The sequence below is a fragment of the Agromyces sp. Y558 genome (assembly GCF_059445415.1).
Map to the genome: position 1 here is coordinate 188,438 of NZ_JCAIUH010000001.1, position 20,734 is coordinate 209,171.

Consider the following 20,734-nt stretch of genomic DNA (forward strand, 5'->3'; position numbering starts at 1 on the left):
AGTCGCACGCCGACCTACACTGTGCCCAATGGGATCGAACGGCAGTGACACAACCGCACCGCGCTCGCTCGAGCAGGACGCGTCGCTGCAGCGCGTCGCGACCACGCTCAGGGAGCTCGCCTGGACTATCCACCGGCGGGCTCCCGAGCGTGCGCACGTCGGGCCCATCCCGACGACCGAGGTCGCGTTGCTCAAGCAAGTCGTCGACGGTCCCGGTGCCACCGTCGGCGAGCTCGCCCGCACCCTGGGTCTCCGGCAGTCGAACACCTCGGCCGCGCTCCGCTCCCTCGAGGGCCGCGGACTCATCACGCGCGAGAGCAGCGAGGAGGACCGCCGGGTCGTGCGCGTCTGGGCGACGCCCGACGGCGCTCGCGAGCACGAGGCGATCGCCGAGGCGTGGAGCGCTGGCGTCATGGATGCCGTCGCTGCGCTGCCCGAACGCGATCGCGCTGCGCTCGCGGCCGCGACCGGCGCGCTCACGCAGCTGCATGAGCTGATCCGCGAGGCAGGCGAGGGCAGGCCGGCGCGGGATCAGGGCGTCGCGCCTGCCGAACCCAGCCCGAGCAGCGCGCGGCGTCGCCCGGCGACCTCCGCCTAAAGGTCTTTCACCGCCCGGGGCCCCTTGCCATCCCCACCGCTGCGCGAGTAACATCGATGCTCGTCGCTGCACGAGCGACGAAGTCCGTCACGAGACGTCGAAGAGAAAGGGCAAGGCAATGCGACCTCAGGTCACGCCCTCGTTCACCCTCTTCCGCGACCGAACGGACCTGACCACTCGTGCGTACCCTCAATCTCGGCATCGTCGCGCACGTCGATGCCGGCAAGACCTCTCTTACTGAGCGCCTCCTCGCCGAGGTCGGCGTGCTCGACCACCCCGGCAGCGTCGACGACGGCACGACCGTCACCGACTCGCTCGACCTCGAACGCCGTCGAGGCATCACGATCCGCTCGTCGGTCGTGTCGTTCGAGCTGCCCGGCGACGGCGACCGCCACCGCCACCGCGACTTCGACGCAGGCTCCGACGGCCGCAGCGGCGAGCACCGAACCTGCCCCGCGCTCACCGTCAACCTGATCGACACCCCGGGTCACTCCGACTTCATCGCCGAGGTCGAGCGCGCGCTCGCGGTGCTCGACGGCGCGGTGCTCGTCGTGTCGGCGGTCGAGGGCGTGCAGGCGCAGACCGTCGTGCTCATGCGCACCCTCCAGCGGCTCGGCCTGCCCATCATCCTCTTCGTCAACAAGATCGATCGCGCCGGTGCCGACCCGACACGCGTCGTCGCCGACATCCGCCGCCGGCTCAGCGAGCGAGCCGTCATGCTTTCGAGTGTGACGGATGCCGGCACTCCGAGTGCGTCCGCCACAGCACGCCGCCACGGGGCATCCGTCGATGGCATGCTCGAGGTCGTCGCCGAACGCGACGATCGCGTGCTCGACGCATGGGCGAACGGCGCGACGCCTCCTCCTGTGATGCTGCGCGAGCGATTCGGCGAGCTCTCCCGGCGCGCGCTCGTGCACGGCATTCTCGCCGGATCCGCTCGCACGGGCGCCGGCGTGCGCGAGCTGCTCGCGCGCCTCGGCGAGCTGCTGCCGGGCACCGAGCGCGACCCCGACGCCGAACTCGCCGCGACCGTGTTCAAGATCGAACGCGACGATCGCGGCGACCGGCAAGTGTTCGTGCACGTGCGCGCCGGCACCCTGCGGGTGCGCGACCGGGTCACCGTCGCCGGTCGAGAGGGCGTCAAGATCACCGGCATCCGCTCGTTTGAAGACGGCACGGTCGTCGAGACGGATGCCTCGCCTGCCGGCCGTATCGCCCTCGTGCGCGGACTCGACGACGCGAAGATCGGCGCCGCCATCGGCGTACGATCGCACACCGCTCTCGCCGACGCGGCGGGGCTCGCGCGGCCGATGCTGCAGTCGGTCGTGGAATTCGGGCCGGCACACGCGGGCGCGGCGTTCTCGGCGCTCGCCGATCTCGCTGAGCAGGACCCGTTCATCGACCTGCGGCAGGATGATGCGCGCGGCGAGATCACCGTCATGCTCTCGGGCGAGGTGCAGAAGGAGGTGATCCAGGCGATGCTCGCCGAGCGCTACGGACTCGAGGTCGGTTTTCGCGAGTCGACGGTGGTGTGCGTCGAGCGACTCGCCGGTGTCGGCGAAGCCGTGGAGTTCAACAAGGCCGGGGGCAACCCCTTTCTCGCGACGATCGGCCTTCGCGTCGAACCCGCACCGCCCGGCAGCGGCGTCGTGTTCCGACTCGGAATCGAGCCCGGGGCCATGCCGCCCGCGTTCTTCGCTGCGACCGAGCAGACCGTTCGAGCAACGCTCGAGCAGGGACTCGTCGGCTGGGACGTGCCCGACTGCATCGTCACGATGACGCACTCGGGGTACTCGCCGCGCCAGAGCCACGCCCACCAGCGCTTCTCGAAGGCGATGTCGAGCACGGGGGCGGACTTTCGCGCGCTCGCCCCGCTCGTGGTGATGGACGCGCTCGCCCGGGCCGGCACCGTCGTCTGCGAGCCCATGCACCGCTTCGAACTCGAGGTGCCGATCGATGTCGTCGGCTCGGTGCTCTCGGCCATCACCCGACTCGAGGCCGTGCCGACCACGACCGAGGAGGAGCGCTTCGCGGCCGTCATCTCCGGCCGAATTCCGCTGCGACGACTCGACCGGTTGCGCGCTGCGCTGCCGGGGCTCACTCGCGGCGAGGGCGCGCTGCGGTCGGAGTACGACGGCGACGAGCCCGTGCACGGCCGGCTGCCCGAACGCGCCCGCATCGGCGAGAACCCGCGTGACCGTGAGCAGTACCTGCGACGCATCGCGCAGATGGTGAACGGGGTGTGATGCTCGGCTGGCTCACATCACGGAATCGCACGCGCCGGGTCGACGGCTGGTGGCTCGGGCCCGTCACCGCGTTCGACGAGATGGCTGAGCTGGTGGGAGCACAAGCGCGTGATCTGGCGTGGTCCGTTGCGGCGCTACGAAGACGACGGACGGATCGTGGGCAGCCGCTCGTTCCCCTGGGCGTACCTCGTGCGCGACCTCGGCGTGCCGCCGGAGTGAGCTGTCGCGCAGTTGCGCGAGCTCTGCTGTGGATAACCGGCCACCTCGCGCGCGGGCTCGCCTAGGGTATTCGCCATGCCCCTCTCTCGTTCTGCGCGACGCCACCGTCGCAACCCGGTCGCCGGGTTCGCCGCGATCGGCGCGCTCGCGATGTTGCTGAGCGGGTGCACGGGCGGCGACCCGACGCCGACATCGACTCCTTCAGCGGAAGCCGCTGAGCCGATCTTCGCGTCCGATGAGGAGGCTCTTGCCGCTGCGGTTGAGGCTCACGCGCTCTACAGTGCAACCTCAGATGAAATTCTGGCCGACGGAGGCCAGAGCCCCGAGCGGATTGACTCGAACGTAACTCCCGAGCACGCGGCGGTCCTCCATCAGGAGTTCGAAGCGTTCCGAACGGCTGGCGCGCGAGCTGAAGGTGAGAGCACTTTCGACACCGTCTCGGTGGTCGAACGCGGTGAGGAGGATGGTGTCGCGTCCGTTTCGATCTACCTCTGCCGTGACGTGTCCGCCGTCAGGATCATTGGCCCAGACGGCAGCGACGTGACACCGGCCGAGCGCGACAACCGGGTGCCCTCACAGGCCTTTCTCGTGTCGAGCAGCGAGGAGCCAACAACATTGCTCATCGATCGGATCGAACAGTGGCCTGGCGACGACTTCTGTTGACGGCCTTGTTGGCCAGCATTGTGATGGTGCTCCTCACGCCGCCTGCGATGGGAGTAGCAGCCGCGGATTCTCAGACCGATGTCTGTTCAAGCGTCGCGGTCGCCCTTGGGTGCAAGGTGGACTCCGATGTCGGCCCCGGCGAGGCGATTCTCGAAGTGATCATCGACGGAGGGAGCCAACATGACCAAGGTGGTTCGCCGATTAGTGCGCCGGTTGACTCTGAAGCAATGGACCCGGTCTTCCACAAGCCGGAGACTCAGCCCGAGCCAGAAGCGGCGATGCCGGAGAATTGCAGTCCGCTGAACGTGGAGCTCTGCTGGGTGGAGCCAGTAACCGAGCCTGAGCCGGAGGCTCCCGCCTCGGGCGTCACGGTCACGCTGCGTGATATCGCGTCGTTCGTGCCGGCGAAGCCGGGCAACGGCATGGAACCGGGTGGTTGGGCTGTGGAGGATCTTCCGGCGAACTTCGTCGCCGGGGCATCCGTGCAGATCGTGCCCGGCACGCTACTCGGCCAGCCCGCCGATGTGCGCTTCACACCGGTCGGGTACCGGTGGTCCCATAGCGACGGCGGCACCGTCGAGAGCGCCGCACCGGGTGCGACATGGGCACAACTCGGTCAGCGCGAGTTCAGCCAGACCGGCACGAGCCACGTCTTCGCCGAGTCCGGCCAGTACACCGTCGCCCTCGACGTCGTGCTGCGTGCCGAGTACCGGTTCGCCGGATCCGGATGGCAGGCCATCTCCGGCACCCTGACCGTCGCCGGCGACCCGCAACGCGTACTCGTCGGCCAATTCGACACCGTACTCACGAACGGCGACTGCAACACCAACCCGACCGGTCCCGGCTGCTGAGTCGACCGATCACGTCAGCTCGACCACGACCCGCCCATCCGTCTGGCGCCACGGTAGCCGAGTACTTCGCCGACCGCGATCGGTGCGCCGAGGAGCGATGGTGGCGTGGGGGGAAGGACCCGAACCTTCCCCCCACGCTCACCGATCGCTCGCACGGAGGAAGAACCCGAAACTCCCCCCGTGCCGACCGCGCAATGCGATCGTGTGCTGCGATGCAGCGACGCGCCCCCCAGCGCGTACTTGTACAGTACGCGGGCGGGGCTCACGACGGCAGTGCCGGATTTTCAGATGATGAACAGCGGATGCCTCGGACGTCTGCCGCGGCATCGTCACCGTCGACCCAGGTCCCGACTCAGGCGCCCGACTACCCGAGGCGATCGGTGCCGAGCTGCAGCGAGAGCCGGGCCGCCACGCCGCGCAGCTCTTGCGCGAGGGCGGCGCCGACAGCCTCGGCGGAGTTGGCCGGCAGCGACACCGCGAGCGACGCGGTGACGCCCGCAGCGCTCACCGGCACAGCGATGCACGTGTAGCCGATCGCGTACTCCTCACGGTCGGTGACGCTCTCGCGCGAACGCGCGAGCTGATCGAGCAGCACCCGCCGGTCACTGATGGTGTGCGGCGTGAGCTCGGCGAGCGGATGCCTCGACACGTAGTCGAGTCGGTCATGCTCGGGCAGCACCGCCAGGATCTGCTTGCCGAGCGCCGTGGCGTGCGCACTGCTGTGCAGCCCGACCCAGAGTTCGAGGCGCGGGCTGTGCACGGCGTCGACGATATCGACGAGGTTCACCTCGCCGTCTTCGAATCGTGACAGGTAGGCGGTGACGCCGAGCTCTTGTGTGACGCCGCGCAGGGCCGTGCGCACGCGCGAGAGGAACACTCCGTGCGAGGCATCCCCTGAGAGGAATGCCGGGAACCGATCGCCGAGCAGCAGCCCGTCGGGTTCGCGGGCGAGATACCCCTCGTGCACGAGGGTGCGCACCAGGTTGTAGGTGGTGCCGGGCGTGAGCCCGCTCGCCGTGGCGAGCGCCTTCACAGGCATCGGTCGTGGCTCGTTCGCGACGATGTCGACCAGCCGCAGCGCGCGTTGGACTGAGCCGATCAGGGTCTGATCCGATTCTCGGGCTTCGGGTGTCGACATCGGTGCTCCCCCCTCCCCACATCGTACCGCTGGAGGGCGAATTCCACCCCCCATCAGTGTGCGTCACGACGGGCTTGACACGGCCTGCTCCTGGCGATCTCCCGCCACGGGCGCGATCCGGCACGCAACGGTTCGCGGGGCTCGGGCTCGTCGGGGTGAGCCGCTGCGTGACGCTCGCTGAATCCACGCGTCGTGTTGGACGTGTTGCCGATTCCCGTGTGCAACAGAATCCGAGAGCTCCTGCCTGCGATGGAGACCCCTCCGAGGTTCAGCGGGCGAGGCTCCGCGTCACTCGGCGGCGAGAATCTCGCGTGCGTGGCGGTACTTCTCAGCGAGGCGCACCTGCGTGTCGTGGTCGAGGCGGCGCGCCCGCCACGGGGCGGCGTTGTCGTCGACATCGGCGAGCTTCACCCGGCGGGCCACCGGGTGGCGGCGGATCCGCGCGTAGTACATGTCGTCCGCGACATCCGAAGTGCGCGTGAGCAGTTGCACGACCCCGACGATCTCGGGCAGCACGCCCGCCTCGAGCAGATCCTGCGCAGTGACCGCAGTGTCTTCGAGCACATCGTGCAGCCATGCCGCCGCGGCCGCCACGGGCTCGGCGAATGGGTCGAAGCGCTCGGCCACGCGACCCGGGTGATCGATGTACTCGGCGCCGGCCCGGTCGAGCTGGCCGCGATGCGCAACGAACGCGATGCCCTTCGCAAGCGACACCTGCGCGGTCGCGTCGACGGCCGGCGCTGGCTCAGGCACCGGCGCGACGGCAGGTGAAGGTGCGGGTACGGGTGTCGCGGCATACGTGCCGGCCGACACCGCGACGGGCATCGGGGTGACGTTGGCGGGCATCACGGATGCCGCGGGCTCGACCTGTTCGAACATGTTCGTTCCCATCACCACGTCGTTCTCCTCGTACATCTCGTCGTCATCGTCATCGTCATCGGCCGCACGGAAGTCGAGCCCCGGCTCGGATGCCGCCTCGACCTCGAGGGTCGGCGGGTCGGGCTCTTCGGGCGCCGGCAGCACGGGCACTTCGGGGATCGTCGCGGCATCCAACCACTCCGCGACGGCGTGGGCCGGAACCGGGGACGGCAGCTCGAGGACTTCCGCCGGCTCCGTATCCTCGAGCTCTGCGACCTCTGCTTCCGGCATCGATCCACCGCCCGAGGCCGGTGCATCGTCCGGTGGCGCCTGCTCTGCGGCTTCGGCCGCCTCCGCGACATCCGTCACCGCCGCGGCTTCCGCCGACTCCGCAACATCCGTCATCTCGGTCTGTGCCGCCCTTGCCGCCTCGGCCTGTGCAGCAGCCTCGGCCAGCGGGTCGCGCCCGAGCACCGGGCGCACGAAATTCAGTTCGGCCTGGAGCTCAGCCATCTCGCGCGCGTCGAGTTCGAGCAGCGAGCGGGCGTTGCCGTCGCCCCGGCGCAGGAAGTAGTCCTCGTCGACCTCGGTGAGGCGCTCGCCGTCGCTCGTCGTGAAGTAGCGGCGCCGCCCGGCATCGGTGACCGGGATGATCACTTCGACGAACTCACCGCTCGGCTCCTCGCTGCACAGATAGTAGCGCTGCACATCGCGCGAAGAAGGATGCCTCCCCCAGTCGGGCACGGGAATCCGGCGGGGACGCAGTGCGCCTCCGACATCGGCGCTCCGGCGGCCCGGCCGAGGCGCGTGCTCGGTCGCTGACGCCCCGAACCCGAGCAGCGGCTGGTCGTCGGCGTGCGTCGTCACTCGGGCTCCTGGGTGGTCGGGCAGGCGGCGCTGCGGTCGGGATCGGCGCTGCTCGCCGCTTCCGATGCTAAACGGGTTCCCGAAAATCTGCACCTGCACGCGCGGTCGGTGCGAACCGCTGCGCTCGTGCTACCGACCGAGCCGGTGCCGCTCCTGCCCGATGAGCGACTGCAGGTACGTCGCCCGATTGAAGACGTCGGCACGCTGCACCTCATCGAAAACCGGGATGTTCTCGACGTACGACTGACCGCCCGGCCCCCACACGGTCACCGTGATGAATCCCGAGATGCGGCTCTCGCGCGCAAGCAGGAACAGCAGGCTCAGCAGGAAGAACCAGATGAACACCACGACCATGACGATCGCCCAGGTCGGCGTGTGGGTCGTCACCTGCGTCTGATCGGCCGTCGAGATGTTGACCTCGGCGATCGGCCACGCGCCAGCCGGCGTCACCACGTGGTGCTGCGTCGCGTGGATGTTGCCGAGCGAAACCAAGAACGGGGCGGGCTGCTGCGGGGCGCCAGGTACGAGAGTCACGGTCACGACAGTACTGGGCTCGGGCGACCTGCGGGGTCAGCGCGGGCGGGGTCAGCGCTCGGCGGGGTCAGCGCTCGCGAACGACGATGCCGTCGGCGCGCAGCGCGATCCACTCGACCAGCGCCGACCCCTGGCTCGGGGCTGCGTGCGCGCTATGCTCCGAATACTTCAGATGCTAAACAAAGTAAGTTCCACCCATCTATGAACCGTCGCCTCAGGTGCGCCGGCCCCAGCGGCCGACGCCACGATGCTTGGGCAATGAAGCCCGTCAGGAGTGAAATACGTTGAAATTGGACCTCGTCCATCGACCCACCAGAGGAAAGGGCAGCGCACGCAGACCGCGCATCATGGCGGCCGCGCTTGCGCTTGCGCTCGCCGCTCCCGTCATCGCCATCTCCGGAACGGCGTCCGCCGATCCCCTTCCTGCTTACACCGGTCAACCAGAGCACACATCGGCCCTGTTCGGCCTCGTCGGTCCGGATCACGCGGCAGCACAGGAAATCGTCGTCACTGACGGCGACATCACGAAGATCAGCACCTGGCTTGAGGTCGGTGCTCCCTCCGGATCGGTCGCTGCGGAACTGCGGACGACGTTGGACGATCCAACGACTTCCGTCGCAACGTCGACGCTGGACATCGTCAACGATCTGGGCGGATCGGGCTCGGGCTGGGTGGACTTCCCGTTCGACGTCACGATCACTCCCGGAGTGAAGTACTACCTCGTGCTGCAGGCCAGCGTCGAGGCCGGCAAGTCGGTGTCGTGGTACGGCCTCAATACGGCAGGGTCATTGCCGAGCTGGAACTACGACGTGCCGTACTACGGGGGCTGGAGCATCTACACGTACTTCAGCCCGGCATTCCACATCAATCCCACCGGCACCGAAGCCTGCGGCAACCCGGACGAGTGCTACCGAGGCCTCCCGGACTGGGTCACCAAGGAGTACACGGCGGGTCTGTATTACAACGGCACGACGACGGCGGCGATCTCGAACCGCGATGGCTGGGGCGCGACGTACGTCGAAGACAGCAACGTGCTCGAGCTCGCAGACGGTCGGTTGCGGTACCTTCCCGAAGGCGCGACAGATCCCGTCACCGTGAGCCCCGACGATCCTGGCGCACTCGAGCAGATCGCCGACTCGAAGGCTTGGCTTGCATCGGGGACCATCCCGGGAAGCACCCCCGACGAGAAGAAGGCGTCCGCGCGGGCGCTGCTGTCCATGCGTGCTCTGACACAGGCGAATGGTGCGGTTGCTGCTGCGTGGTTCAGTATCTGGGCCTATTCGTGGCCACGAGACTCCAGCTTCATCGCGTCGGCGTTCGTCGCAACCGGGCACCTGGATGAGGCGTACAGGATCTTCCAGTTCAACGCATCGACCCAACGAGCTGATGGCACGTGGGAGGCGCGCACGACACTCGACGGTGCCGGCACGCCGGACAATCGCGAGTGGCAACTCGACGCGAATGGATGGGTGCCCTGGTCGGTTTGGCAGTGGTACCAGAAGGCGCCGAACAATACTCGTGACGCGCAACTTGCAGCGCTCTACCCGACCCTGGAGAAGGCCTCCGACTATGTGGCCGCCTCGCTGGACCCGGAGACCGGCCTGCCGCCGGCATCGCCCGATTACTGGGAGAGCGGTACGGCTACTGCCAACATCGGCACGGCCGCTCCTCTGCTCGCGGGGCTGAACGCATCCGCAGACCTGGCAAGGATCAGCGGACACAGTGACGACCAGGCGGAGTGGGCACAAGCGGCCGAGGCGTTGTCCGGCGGTATCGCCGATGCGTTCGCCCCTGCCGGCTATCCCCGCACGGCCGAGAACCCCGACGGCCGTGATTCCGCGGTCACGTTCATGGCGCCCCCGTTCAACACTGCGCCGGCGGATCTGACCGCTGCACTGACGACGACCTGGGATGCGCTCGTGCAGCCGAACGGCGGCGTCGTTCCCGGAACCGGGTTCGAGGGGCCGTCGTGGACACCCGAGACCGCCTTCTTCGCCCTCGCGTGGGCGCAGATGGGAGACAAGCCCAGATCGACTGGCGCTTTGAATTGGGTCCTGGATAACAGCAACTGGTTGGGTGAACTGCCGGAGCAGGTCGACCGCGACGGCAACCCGGCCTCGGTCAACCCGTTGGCCTGGACGGACTCGCTGGTGATCTTGACAGCGTCGGCCCTCGATGGGAATGGCCTGTCGACTCCTCCCTTCGCCGTCGAGCCGGCCATGTCCTCCACGACCACGCTGGTGGCCTCGGCATCGTCTCAGGAATTCCAAACGGATGAGCCGGCGCACCTCACGGCGACGGTCGAGCTCGCGAACGGTGACGTGGCGCACGGCAAGGTGACGTTCGACAGCGAGTCCGCGAAGCTCGGCGAAGCCACTGTGCAGCCCGACGGAACCGCCGTGATCGACGTCCCGTCCGACACGGCTGTCGGGCACCTCAGTATCAGCGCGACCTTCGTGCCGGATGACGCGACGCTCGAGTCGGGCTCGAGCTCATCGCAGGTGGGCTTCACCGTCATGCCCTCCACCACGACCGCATCGCCAGTCGTGATGACGGTCGACGGCAAGGCGCCAGGCGTCGTGGTCGCGGGATCCACGATCGACGTCGAGGTCACCGGTCTCCTGCCAGAGAGCGCCGCATCACTGAGCATTCACTCCGAGGTGCAACAGCTCGGTACTGCCGTGGCCGACGCGGATGGAACGGTGCGATTCGTCGTCGTCGTTCCTCGCGACCTCGCGACAGGCGATCACGCGCTCGCGTTGCTCGCGACGAACTCGATCGGGGTGGACATCGATCAGGAGTGGGCAGTGACGGTGCGCGTTCCGGATGAGGGCGGTACGGGCACAAGTGGCCTCGCGTCAACCGGCACGTCGGTCTCGGCTGCGGTCGGCTCTGCGCTCGGGCTGCTGGTGTTCGGACTGGCCGCGCTGATGTGGGTCAGGCATCGCAGGCGCGAGACTGCGTGACGCGAGACCGCGTGAATTGAGATGCAATCGGCCGGGCGAGCACATTCGCTCGGCCGGTTGCTGCGTGTGCATGCATTCTGCATGCATTCTGCATGCACACGCGATTGACACGTCGAGTCCGCCGAACGCCTCGACTGCGGCCTGCACTGCGGCTTCCCACTGGGCATAGTCGGTGACGTCGAGGTGCACGAAGCGGGCGTTGTCAGCCCCGAGCTCGGTCGCGAGCGCCGTGCCCTCCTCGTCGAGCAGGTCGCCGATGAGGACCTTCGCCCCTTCGGCGACGAGCAGGCGGGCGTGCGATGCCCCTATGCCTCGGGCCCTCCGCTGATGAGTGCGACCTTTCCGTTGACGCGTGCCATGGTTCGACCATGCCCCCGCGGAGGCCTCAGCCGACGAACGAGCCGTACCGCACGGTGACGTCGCCGCCGGAAACCTCATACCGCGGTACGGGGCCGGATGCGACGACGGGGGGACGCGCTCACGACAACCCCGTACATAGCGTCGAAGGCATGGAGTTTCTCACCGAGATCGTGCTCTCGCTCGTGCAGTCGCCATGGGTCTACGTGGTGATCTTCGTCGTGTGCGTCATCGACGGATTCTTCCCACCGGTACCGAGCGAGACGGTCGTCATCGCCGCTGCCGCCGCGGGTGCGGCAACCGGTGACTGGGCGATGCTCGTCGGCGCCGTGCTCGCAGCTGCCGCTGGTGCGTTCCTCGGCGACAACATCGCGTTCACGATCGGGCGAACCGTGGGACTCGATCGTTGGCGATGGATGCGTCGCGATTCCGCCCGCCGCGCGATCGAGTGGGCACGAGAGGGCCTCGCCAGACGGGCGACCGTGCTCATCCTCACCGCTCGCTACATCCCGGTGGGCCGCGTCGCCGTCAATGTCACCGCCGGGGCCGCCGGCCTGCCGCGCCGGCGGTTCCTGCCGCTCTCCGCCCTCGCCGGACTCAGTTGGGCCGTGTACTCGGTCGCGATCGGGCTGTTCGCAGGCAAATGGCTCTCAGGCAACCCGCTGCTCGCCGCGCTGGTCGGTATCGCCATCGCCCTGGTGATCGGCATCGTCATCGATCGCGTCAGCTCGGCCGTCGCGGCGCGGCGAGCTCGCTGCGTCGCGGAGCTCCCGAGCTACCTCCGCGAAGCTCCTCATGACGCACTCGAGCTGGTCTGAAGTCCGGCGCAAGAGGTCAGAGGTCTGTGTGCGCGAGAAGAAGCGGGTGAGTGCGCCCGAGTCCTCCGACTCCTGACAGATCCGCCGAGGAGGCGCACCGACCGTATGCCAGTTCCGCCTCAGCGTGAGGCGGAACTGGCATACGCGATTTGTGAACTGCCTGCGGAATTTTCGAGGCGCGTGGGAGTCGGAGACGCACAGATCCTGATCCCGCTGAGCGACTTCGCACCGACCGCAGCGCCTTCGGCTCCGCTCAGTCGCCCTTGACGTTGACGAGCTGCCGCAGCGTGTGCCGCACCGTCACCAGCTCGGCCGCGTCGGCCATAACCTGGTCGATCGGCTTGTAGGCCTGCGGGATCTCGTCGATGAACGCGTCGGTGTCGCGGAACTCGATGCCGACCATGGCCTCACGCAGCTGCTCGTGCGTGAACGTCTGCCTGGCCTTCGTCCGCGAGAACGAACGCCCGGCACCGTGCGGCGAGGAGTTCAGCGACATCGGATGCCCGAGTCCCTCGACGACGTACGACGCGGTGCCCATCGAACCGGGGATCAACCCGGGCCGACCGGCATCCGCCTGGATCGCCCCCTTGCGGGAGACCCACACGCGCTTGCCGAAGTGCACCTCGCTCTCGGTGAAGTTGTGGTGGCAGTTGATCCGCTCGTTCTCCACCACGGGCGCGCCGACCCACTCGCTCACCTGCCGGATGACGCGGTCCATCATCTCCTCCCGGTTGAGGAGGGCGAAGTGCTGCGCCCACCGGAGCTCGGCGATGTACCGCGTGAACTCCCGCGTGCCCTCGACGAGGTAGGCGAGGTCGGGGTCGGGCAGCTCGATCCACCACTGCTTCGCGAGCCGCTGCGCGACCCTGATGTGGTGCTGGGCGATCTTGTTGCCCACGCCCCGGCTTCCCGAGTGCAGGAACAACCACACCCGGTCGGTCTCGTCGAGCGACACCTCGATGAAGTGGTTGCCGCTGCCGAGGGAACCGAGCTGCTCGCGCCAGTTGCCCGCGTAGCTCCCCGGGTCGAAGCCCTTCGCCTCGGCGAGCGCCTCGAGCTCCGCGATGCGCGGAACCGCCGACGCGACGATCTTCCGGTTGTGCTTGCCGGCCGAAAGCGGGATGGCGCGCTCGATCTGCTCGCGCACAGCCCGCCGATCGGCGGGCAGCTCCGACGCGGTGAACTGCGTCTTCACCGCGATCATGCCGCAGCCGATGTCGACTCCGACGGCCGCGGCGATGATCGCCCCGAGCGTCGGGATGACCGACCCCACCGTGGCGCCGAGGCCCAGGTGCGCGTCGGGCATGAGCGCGAGGTGCGGGTAGATGAACGGCATCGTCGACGAGGTTCGGGCCTGCTCGACGGTCTTCTCGTCGATCAGGCTCGCCCACGAGACGAGCCGCTTCGTGATGATCTCCATGTTCCTTTCCTGTCTTGCATGTGCGTTGCGTTGATCCGGGGGCCCGAGGCTCCCCGTCGCGCGCAGACAGAGAAGCACCCCGGGCCTCGACCGGCACGGGGTGACGAGAATCGCGGGGCGAATGCCGCGTCGGCGTCAGTGTGCCGGGTCGAGAACCTGGTCGAGTTCGCGATTGAGCAGATAGCTCTGAGTGAACAGAGCACGCTGCTCGATCACGGGCTCGACGAAGGAGGGCTTGTTCGTGCGCTGCAGAAACACGGTCATGACCTTCCTTCCAGATTCCGGGGATGCCGCGCAGAGTGCGCAGCCTTCGAACGTTAGTGCAGCGGATGCCGCGGGGTCAATGGCAAGACGATCGTTCACGGGGTCGCGCTTGTCACGACCCCGTCCGCGGGCACATACTGACGCCATGTCCGCGGCAGGCGCAGTGGAGGTCACCGACTGGGTCGCCAACTACGACGAGCTCGCGGCCCGCCGCGCCGATCTCACCGCCGCTGAACTCGACGCCCTGGGCTTGGCGGCCTGGTTCCTCGGCCGAGAGGCCGAATGCGAGCAGGCTTGGGGGGCGGCCCACCTCGCCTACCTCGACGAGGGTGAGACGGATGCCGCGATCCGCTGCGTGTTCTGGCTGGGCTTCACGCTCGCCGACTACGGCGAGGCCGTGCGGGCGGGCGCCTGGATGGCGCGGCTGTTCGAGCTGTGCGAACTCGCCGAACACACGCCGAACAGCGACGCAACGGCGGCGCTCTGCCGGGCGGCGGGGGCCTTCGCGTCGGGTGAGGTCGAGGCATCCGTCGCCCTCGGCGAGCGCGCGGTAGCGCTAGCACGTGACGCCCGTGACGCCGACACCGAGTTGCTCGCCACCATGGGACTCGGGCGGTCGCTGGTGCGCAGTGGCCGCGTCGACGAGGGGTTCGCGTGCATGGATCGCGTCATGCTCGCCATCTCGTCGGGCCGGGTGAGCGACCGCGCTGCGGGCCCCGCGTACTGCGCGGTCATCGCGAGCTGCCTCGATCGGTGGGATATCGAACGCGCCCGCGTGTGGACCCGCGACCTCAGTGACTGGTGCGATGCGCAGCGCGGACTCGAGCCGTTCCGCGGGGAATGCTCCGTGCACCGGGCCGGCGTGCTGCGCCTCCTCGGCGAATGGGACGAGGCCACCGCCACGCTCGAAGCCGTCTGCGCTCGCGAGCGGCGCGCCGAGACGCTCGAGCACGCCTACTACGGGCTGGCCGAACTCTGCCGGCTGGTCGGCCGACGCGCCGAGGCCGATGCGGCCTACCGGCGTGCTTCGGAGCTCGGGCGCGAGGTGCAGCCCGGCCTCGCGCTGCTGCGGCGCGACAGCGGGCGCATCGCTGCTGCGCGAGCCGGCATCGCCCGCGCGCTCGAGGCAGCGCCGGCGCCCGGCACGCACGCCGAGCTGCTGGCCGCGCAGGTCGAGCTCGAGATCGAGCACGGCGAGACGGATGTCGCGAGCCGCGCCTGCACCGAATTGCGCGCCATGGCCGAGCAGTTCGGCACGATCTACCTGCAGGCGCAGGCCGACCGGGCCGAGGCGCGACTCCTGATCGACACGGATGCCCCGGAGCGAGCCCTGCCCCTGTTGCGCCGATCCTGGTCGATCTGGCGACGACTCGAGGCTTCGTACGACGCAGCGATCACCCGCGTGCTGCTCGGCCGCGCGAACCGGGCCTGCGGCGACGAGGAAGCGGCGCAACTCGAGTTCGACGCTGCGCGCACCGTGCTCGCCGGGCTCGGCGCGGTCGCCGACCTCGACCGACTCGAACGGGTTGCCGTCGGGGGCGAGCGCGCCGCGGCATCCGCCGGTCTCACCCGACGGGAGCTCGAGGTGCTCCGCCTCATCGCGAGCGGGCGTTCGAACCGCCAGATCGCGAACGAGCTGTTCCTCAGCGAGCGCACGGTGGCACGGCACGTCAGCAACATCCTCGGCAAGCTCGGGCTCGGAAGCCGCTCGGCCGCGACGGCGTTCGCGTTCGAGCACGGGCTTAACGCGGCGCGCTGAGCGAGGCGCCCTGCCTGCCCTGCCCCGCCCCGCCCCGCCCCGAAAATGGTCATTTCTGCCGACGCGGCCGCGACGCGGCATCCGTAGTGTCACGCGGAAAAGGAGGCCACAATGTCCACCACCGTCATCGACACCGCGGTCATCGGCGCCGGCGCCGCGGGGCTCATCGTCGGCAAGCGCCTCGCCGACCGAGGCGTGCGTTTCGAACTGTTCGACGAGCAGGCGCGCATCGGGGAATCGTGGCGCGAGCGCTACCGTTCGCTGCGGCTGTTCACCCCGCGCCCCTTCGCGAGCCTGCCGGGCCTGCGCCTCGACGTCGGCCGATTCGGCTACCCGACCGGCGCCCAGATGGGCGACTACCTCGAGCGGTACGCGCGGCACTTCGAACTGCCCGTGCGCACCTCATCGAAGGTTGCCGCGCTCACCCGACGGCCCGACGGGCGGTTCCGCCTCGAGCTCGGCGGCGGCGCGCTCAGTGACGACGATGTGCTCGCCGACCGGGTGATCGTGACAACGGGGGCGCACCGCATCCCCCTCGTGCCGGCCCTCGCGCGCGCGCTCGACCCGTCGATCCTGCAGCTCCACTCCATCGGCTACCGCGGGCCCGAGCAGCTCGCCGACGGCGCGGTGCTCGTCGTCGGCGCGGCGAACTCGGGCACGGATGTCGCACTCGACGCCGCGCGCGCCGGCCACGCCGTGACACTGGCAGGGCGGCATCCGGGGCACGTGCCGGTCGACATCGACACCCCGATCGGCAACCTCATGAGCGGCATCTTCATCGGCCGGCTGCGCCGCACCACGATCGACACCGCCAAAGGCCGTGCGGCGCGGGCCGCGAACCTCGGCCACGGCGTCATGCTCGTGCGCAACAAGCCCGCACAACTCGATCGCGCCGGCGTCGTGCGGGTCGGCCGCCTCGACCGCGTTGAGGCGGGGCGCCCGGTCACCGCCGACGGCACCGTCATCGACGCGGCGACCGTCGTGTGGTGCACGGGCTCGCACCCCGACCTCGGCTGGATCGACATCGAGGGCGTCGTGGACTCCGATGGTCGGCCCATCGAACATCGGGGTCTCGCCGAAGGATGCCCCGGGCTTGCGTTCGTGGGCATGCCGTTCCAATACTCCGTAGCATCCGAGACGCTCATGGGCATGGACCGCGACGCCGTCGACGTGGTCGAGGCGTTGACTCGGATGCGTGCGCTCTCCAGCGCGGCCCCGTGACGGGCCCGCTGCCGCGACATCCGGTCGGCGCTCAGCGAACGACGTCGAGCACCTGCTTGACGACACCGTTGGAGTACGCCTCGTACTCCACGAGGTCGAGCCGCGTGTAGGGGTCGCCGTCGCTCGCGAAGAGGCGCTTGCCGGCACCGAGCAGGATCGGAAACACGAGCAGGTGGTACCGGTCGACGAGACCGGCCGCGGCGAGGCCCTGTGCCAGGGTGGCGCTGCCGTGCACGATGATGGGGCCGCCTTCGCCCTCCTTGAGCTTCGCGACCTCGTCGAGCGACCGCAGTACCCGCGTGTTGCTCCACTCAGGGTCGGACAGCGTCGACGACACGACGTACTTCGGCATCGCGTTGTACTCGGCGAAGTCCTCCATCGACGGCCAGACCGGCGCGAACTCGTCGTAGCTCACTCGCCCCATGAGCATCGCGCTCGCTTCGAGCTGCTCGCGGCCCTTGATCTCGTAGGCCTCCTCGACGAAGGGTACGTCCTTGAAGGTCCAGCCGGCGCGCGGGTGCGAGCCGCCGCCGGGTGAGTCGATGACGCCGTCGAGGCTGATGAACTCGGTGACGATGAGGGTGCGCATGATGGAATCCTTCCAGAGCCGGTATCTCCGCTCTCATTCTGGACGTCGAACGAGATCGCGCGAGATCGACAACCGGGCCGAACTCGCGAAAGGTCGATGTCGGTGGCACGGCATATCGTCGGCCTATGAGCGAGTTGCGACCCTTCGAGCTTCATGTCCCAGACCAGGTCATCGACGACCTGCGATCCCGCCTCGCGCGCAGCAGGGTGCCCGATGATTCGCCGCGGCGCCCGCCTTCGGGAATGTCCGCCGGCTACCTGCGCGAGCTCATCTCCGAGTGGGCCGTCTGGGACTGGCGGGCGCGCGAGGCATGGCTCAACGGGCATCCGCAGTTCATCGCCGAGGTCGGCGACGCTTCGGTGCACTTCGCGCACTTGAGATCAGAGCGAGCGGATGCCCCTGCACTCCTCGTCATGCACGGCTGGCCGCACACCTTCGCCCTGCAGCTCGATTTCGCCGACCGACTGCCCGACTTCCATGTCGTCGTCGCGAGCCTGCCGGGGTTCGCATTCTCCTCGCCGTACGCGACGGGTGAGATGACCGAGAAGCGGCTGGCCGCAACCATGCACGCACTCATGACCGAGGTGCTCGGCTACGAGCAGTACTTCACGTACGGCGAAGACGTCACGGCCAACGTGAGCGACCTCATCGCGGCGCGCTACCCCGAGCACGTCGCGGGCATCGTCGCCACGCACGCGCATTTCCCCACTTCCGATGAGCGCGCCGAGCTCACCGCACCCGCCGAGCGGGCATTCTTCGACGACATCGCCGCGCGTCACGAGAACGACGGCGCATACGGCCACGTGCAGGCCACCAGACCCGACACGCTCGCGTTCGCGCTCAACGACTCGCCTGCCGGTCTGCTCGCCTGGCTCGCCGAGAAACTCATCGAGTGGAGCGACACACCGCCCGGCGATCCGAGCGCCGTCGAACGACGCATCTCGAGAGACCGCATCCTCACCGAGGCGATGATCTACTGGGTCACCCAGACGATCGCCTCGTCGTTCCGCCCGTACTACGAGGACGCCGACACCCCCGACCCGATCCCTGCGAACTCGGTGCCCGCTGCCGTCTTCATCCAGCGGCACGAAGCAACCTATCCCGAGTCGCTCGTGCGTCGGCACTACCTCGACCTGCGAGAATTCGACCGCCTCGACGAGGGCGGGCACTTCACGGTCGCCGAGGTGCCCGACGAGATGGCGGCGCGCGTGCGGCAGTTCGTGCAGTCGCTCGGCTGAGTCCCTGCCCGGCGGCTTCGTCGTCGTCGATACGATCGCAGGATGAACGCACCGCAAGAGCCGGGCGAACCCGACGGGCCGTGGTGGACCGGCGACGATGACATCGGCGGCATCGGCTTCGCCCGGTTCTTCGCGTACACCGGCTTGTTCATGGCGATCGCCTCCCTCGTGCTCGCGGTCGCCGCACCGCTCGCGGGCGATGCGCTGCGCACGGTGTGGATCACCGGTTTCGCGGTCGCGTCGATGTGGATCGCGTTCATGGCGATCCCTCGCTACCGCCGCGAGGGCGTACCCGTCTCCATCGCGGTGCGGGCCACGATGGTGCTCGGCGGGCTGACGATCGCGATCATGATCTACGCCTTCGCCGCGATCGCCCTGCAGTCCATCGGCGCGCAACTGCCGGCGCCCTCGTACTGGTTCGGCGAGACGCCCGGCCCGAGCGGCGTCACGATCTGAGACGCACGCCGGCCTCGGTCGAGGACACAGTGCGTCATATCAGCGCCAGACTCCTCGTCACTCGGCGTCACGCGGCGTCACGGGCGTCGCCGGTTCGGGGCCGGCAGGGAGCCGAAAGCGCCCTCCGACCGACATATGCCGTCATGAGCATTCACAGTGCGACACGCACCGCCCATCGCACCGAGCGATCACTAGCGTCGTGCCATGCACCGAACCCGAACTGCGCCCGCGCCCGCCGAAACCAACCGCGCCGAGGCCGGCACCGGAGCGCGCCGTGGCTGACATCGACTGGCTCTCCGTCGCTGCCCTCGCCCTGATCGGCGTGCTCTTCGCGGGGCTCTTCCTGCTGCGCCGCGCGGGAGCGAAGTTCACCCTGCTCACCGTCGTCGCGCTCGTCGTCGGTATCGGCGTCGGCATCGCGTTCCAGGGCCACCTCGACTACGTCGACCCGATCGGCTCGATCTACGTCAACGTCATCACAGCGGTCGTCGCGCCGCTCATCATCATCTCGGTGCTCTCGAGCGTCACCTCGCTCGGCAGCCTCGCGAAGCTGCGCACGATCGGCCTGAGCTCGGTCTTCTGGCTGCTCACGACCAACCTCATCGCGATCCTGCTGACGCTCGGCCTCGCACTGGCGACGGGCATCGGCAAGGGCGCGAACCTCGACATCACGGGCGTCAAAGGCAGCTCCGCGCTCACCGGCCTACTCGCCCCGCTCGACGAGGTCATCGTCGGACTCTTCCCGCACAACGTCGTCGGCGACATCTCGTCGAACAACATCATCGCGATCATCCTCTTCACCCTGCTCATCGCGGTGTCGTACCTGATCGTCGCCGACAAGAACGCCGAGAAGGTGCGGTCGTTCAAGGAATTCGTGGATGCCACGCGCCGCGTGCTCTTCAAGGCCGTCGGCTTCATCATCGCGCTCACCCCGTACGCGGTGCTCGCACTCGTCGCAGTCACCACGTCGACAGCGGTCGCCCGCATCGAGACGGCGCTCTCGCTCGTCGGGGTGCTCGTCATCGCGCTCGTGGCCGCCTTCGTCGATACCTACCTCGTGAACGGCGTGCTGCTGCGAGTGTTCGCCGACGTGAACCCGCTGCGCTTCTTCCGGTTGCTCACGCCCGCCCAGTACACGGCCTTCACGACGCAGTCGAGCATCGGCACCCTGCCGCTCACGATCTCGACGCTCACCCGCAAGATCGGCGTCTCCGACGAGGTGGCCGGTTTCACGGCCCCGATCGGCACGACCATCGGCATGCCCGGATGCGCCGGCATCTGGCCGACCCTCGTCGCGGTGTTCACCGTGAACGCGCTCGGCATCGAATACACGCCGCTCGACTACGTCGTGCTCGTCGTGCTGGGGTTGCTCGTCTCCCTCGGCACGGCGGGAGTGCCGGGCACGGCGATCGTCACCGCCACGGCGGTGCTGACTGCCGTGGGGCTGCCCGTCGAGGTGCTCGTGCTGCTCATTCCGATCAGCGCCATCGCCGGCACCGCGAGCACCATGGCCAACGTCACGGCCGCGGCCACGAGCGCCACGATCGTCGCCCGTCGCGCCGGCGCGCTCGACGACGAGATCTTCGCCGGTCGCGCGACGCATCGCGACGAGCTCGAGAACGAGCCCGAACTCGCCACCCACCGCTGACGCGGCCTCCCAGAAGGAAGAATC

The 20,734-nt window shown here is 68.7% G+C and carries 18 protein-coding genes; 11 read left to right on the forward strand and 7 right to left on the reverse strand.

Features of this window, described 5'->3' with window-relative positions:
• Nucleotides 1-28 precede the first annotated feature (28 nt).
• From AC1C2T_RS00820 to AC1C2T_RS00835, 4 genes are all read left to right on the forward strand, one after another.
• Nucleotides 29-598 (forward strand): MarR family winged helix-turn-helix transcriptional regulator, encoded by a 570-nt coding sequence (locus tag AC1C2T_RS00820; protein ID WP_495383890.1) that lies wholly within the window; start codon nucleotides 29-31, stop codon nucleotides 596-598.
• 179 nt (nucleotides 599-777) lie between these two features.
• Nucleotides 778-2,844 (forward strand): GTP-binding protein, encoded by a 2,067-nt coding sequence (locus tag AC1C2T_RS00825; protein ID WP_495383891.1) that lies wholly within the window; start codon nucleotides 778-780, stop codon nucleotides 2,842-2,844.
• Between the two features lie 294 nt (nucleotides 2,845-3,138).
• Nucleotides 3,139-3,726: a hypothetical protein gene (locus AC1C2T_RS00830; RefSeq protein ID WP_495383892.1), complete on the forward strand. Its 588-nt coding sequence runs from the start codon at nucleotides 3,139-3,141 to the stop codon at nucleotides 3,724-3,726.
• A gap of 320 nt (nucleotides 3,727-4,046) precedes the next feature.
• Nucleotides 4,047-4,577, forward strand: a complete 531-nt coding sequence (locus tag AC1C2T_RS00835) for a PKD domain-containing protein (protein ID WP_495383893.1) — start codon at nucleotides 4,047-4,049, stop codon at nucleotides 4,575-4,577.
• A gap of 364 nt (nucleotides 4,578-4,941) precedes the next feature.
• Here the strand turns inward: AC1C2T_RS00835 and AC1C2T_RS00840 are convergent, their stop codons facing one another.
• From AC1C2T_RS00840 to AC1C2T_RS00850, 3 genes are all read right to left on the reverse strand, one after another.
• Entirely contained in the window at nucleotides 4,942-5,715 is a 774-nt protein-coding gene (locus AC1C2T_RS00840) for an IclR family transcriptional regulator (protein ID WP_495363244.1), read from the reverse strand.
• A 288-nt stretch (nucleotides 5,716-6,003) separates the two neighbouring features.
• Nucleotides 6,004-7,440 (reverse strand): hypothetical protein, encoded by a 1,437-nt coding sequence (locus tag AC1C2T_RS00845; RefSeq protein ID WP_495383894.1) that lies wholly within the window; start codon nucleotides 7,438-7,440, stop codon nucleotides 6,004-6,006.
• A gap of 129 nt (nucleotides 7,441-7,569) precedes the next feature.
• A complete protein-coding gene (locus AC1C2T_RS00850; RefSeq protein WP_495383895.1) occupies nucleotides 7,570-7,974 on the reverse strand; it encodes a hypothetical protein in 405 nt (134 codons plus the stop codon).
• 347 nt (nucleotides 7,975-8,321) lie between these two features.
• Here AC1C2T_RS00850 and AC1C2T_RS00855 point away from each other — a divergent pair, with 347 nt between their 5' ends.
• Nucleotides 8,322-10,940: an Ig-like domain repeat protein gene (locus tag AC1C2T_RS00855; protein ID WP_495383896.1), complete on the forward strand. Its 2,619-nt coding sequence runs from the start codon at nucleotides 8,322-8,324 to the stop codon at nucleotides 10,938-10,940.
• On the opposite strand, the gene AC1C2T_RS00860 is transcribed toward AC1C2T_RS00855, so the two are convergent.
• Nucleotides 10,833-11,378 carry an SDR family NAD(P)-dependent oxidoreductase gene (locus AC1C2T_RS00860; RefSeq protein ID WP_495383897.1) on the reverse strand — a complete coding sequence of 182 codons (546 nt, stop codon included), beginning with the start codon at nucleotides 11,376-11,378 and terminating at the stop codon, nucleotides 10,833-10,835. The genes AC1C2T_RS00855 and AC1C2T_RS00860 overlap by 108 nt on opposite strands.
• Before the next feature lie 71 nt (nucleotides 11,379-11,449).
• On the opposite strand from AC1C2T_RS00860, the gene AC1C2T_RS00865 reads away from it, so the two are divergent.
• Entirely contained in the window at nucleotides 11,450-12,115 is a 666-nt protein-coding gene (locus AC1C2T_RS00865) for a DedA family protein (RefSeq protein WP_495383898.1), read from the forward strand.
• 253 nt (nucleotides 12,116-12,368) lie between these two features.
• On the opposite strand, the gene AC1C2T_RS00870 is transcribed toward AC1C2T_RS00865, so the two are convergent.
• On the reverse strand, nucleotides 12,369-13,535 hold the full coding sequence (locus AC1C2T_RS00870) for an RtcB family protein (RefSeq protein WP_495383899.1): 1,167 nt from the start codon (nucleotides 13,533-13,535) through the stop codon (nucleotides 12,369-12,371).
• A gap of 135 nt (nucleotides 13,536-13,670) precedes the next feature.
• Nucleotides 13,671-13,799: a hypothetical protein gene (locus AC1C2T_RS00875; RefSeq protein WP_495383900.1), complete on the reverse strand. Its 129-nt coding sequence runs from the start codon at nucleotides 13,797-13,799 to the stop codon at nucleotides 13,671-13,673.
• Between the two features lie 145 nt (nucleotides 13,800-13,944).
• On the opposite strand from AC1C2T_RS00875, the gene AC1C2T_RS00880 reads away from it, so the two are divergent.
• Complete coding sequence (locus tag AC1C2T_RS00880; protein WP_495383901.1) at nucleotides 13,945-15,558, forward strand: LuxR C-terminal-related transcriptional regulator; 1,614 nt, start codon at nucleotides 13,945-13,947, stop codon at nucleotides 15,556-15,558.
• A gap of 111 nt (nucleotides 15,559-15,669) precedes the next feature.
• Nucleotides 15,670-16,779, forward strand: a complete 1,110-nt coding sequence (locus tag AC1C2T_RS00885; RefSeq protein WP_495383902.1) for a flavin-containing monooxygenase — start codon at nucleotides 15,670-15,672, stop codon at nucleotides 16,777-16,779.
• A 31-nt stretch (nucleotides 16,780-16,810) separates the two neighbouring features.
• Here AC1C2T_RS00885 and AC1C2T_RS00890 read toward each other — a convergent pair whose 3' ends face one another.
• Nucleotides 16,811-17,368: a dihydrofolate reductase family protein gene (locus tag AC1C2T_RS00890; protein ID WP_495383903.1), complete on the reverse strand. Its 558-nt coding sequence runs from the start codon at nucleotides 17,366-17,368 to the stop codon at nucleotides 16,811-16,813.
• 125 nt (nucleotides 17,369-17,493) lie between these two features.
• On the opposite strand from AC1C2T_RS00890, the gene AC1C2T_RS00895 reads away from it, so the two are divergent.
• The 3 genes from AC1C2T_RS00895 (at nucleotide 17,494) to AC1C2T_RS00905 (ending at nucleotide 20,710) form a co-directional block, all read left to right on the forward strand.
• Entirely contained in the window at nucleotides 17,494-18,606 is a 1,113-nt protein-coding gene (locus tag AC1C2T_RS00895; protein ID WP_495383904.1) for an epoxide hydrolase family protein, read from the forward strand.
• 42 nt (nucleotides 18,607-18,648) lie between these two features.
• Nucleotides 18,649-19,062 carry a hypothetical protein gene (locus AC1C2T_RS00900; protein ID WP_495383905.1) on the forward strand — a complete coding sequence of 138 codons (414 nt, stop codon included), beginning with the start codon at nucleotides 18,649-18,651 and terminating at the stop codon, nucleotides 19,060-19,062.
• Nucleotides 19,063-19,336: 274 nt separating this feature from the next.
• Complete coding sequence (locus tag AC1C2T_RS00905; RefSeq protein WP_495383906.1) at nucleotides 19,337-20,710, forward strand: dicarboxylate/amino acid:cation symporter; 1,374 nt, start codon at nucleotides 19,337-19,339, stop codon at nucleotides 20,708-20,710.
• Nucleotides 20,711-20,734: the final 24 nt, after the last annotated feature.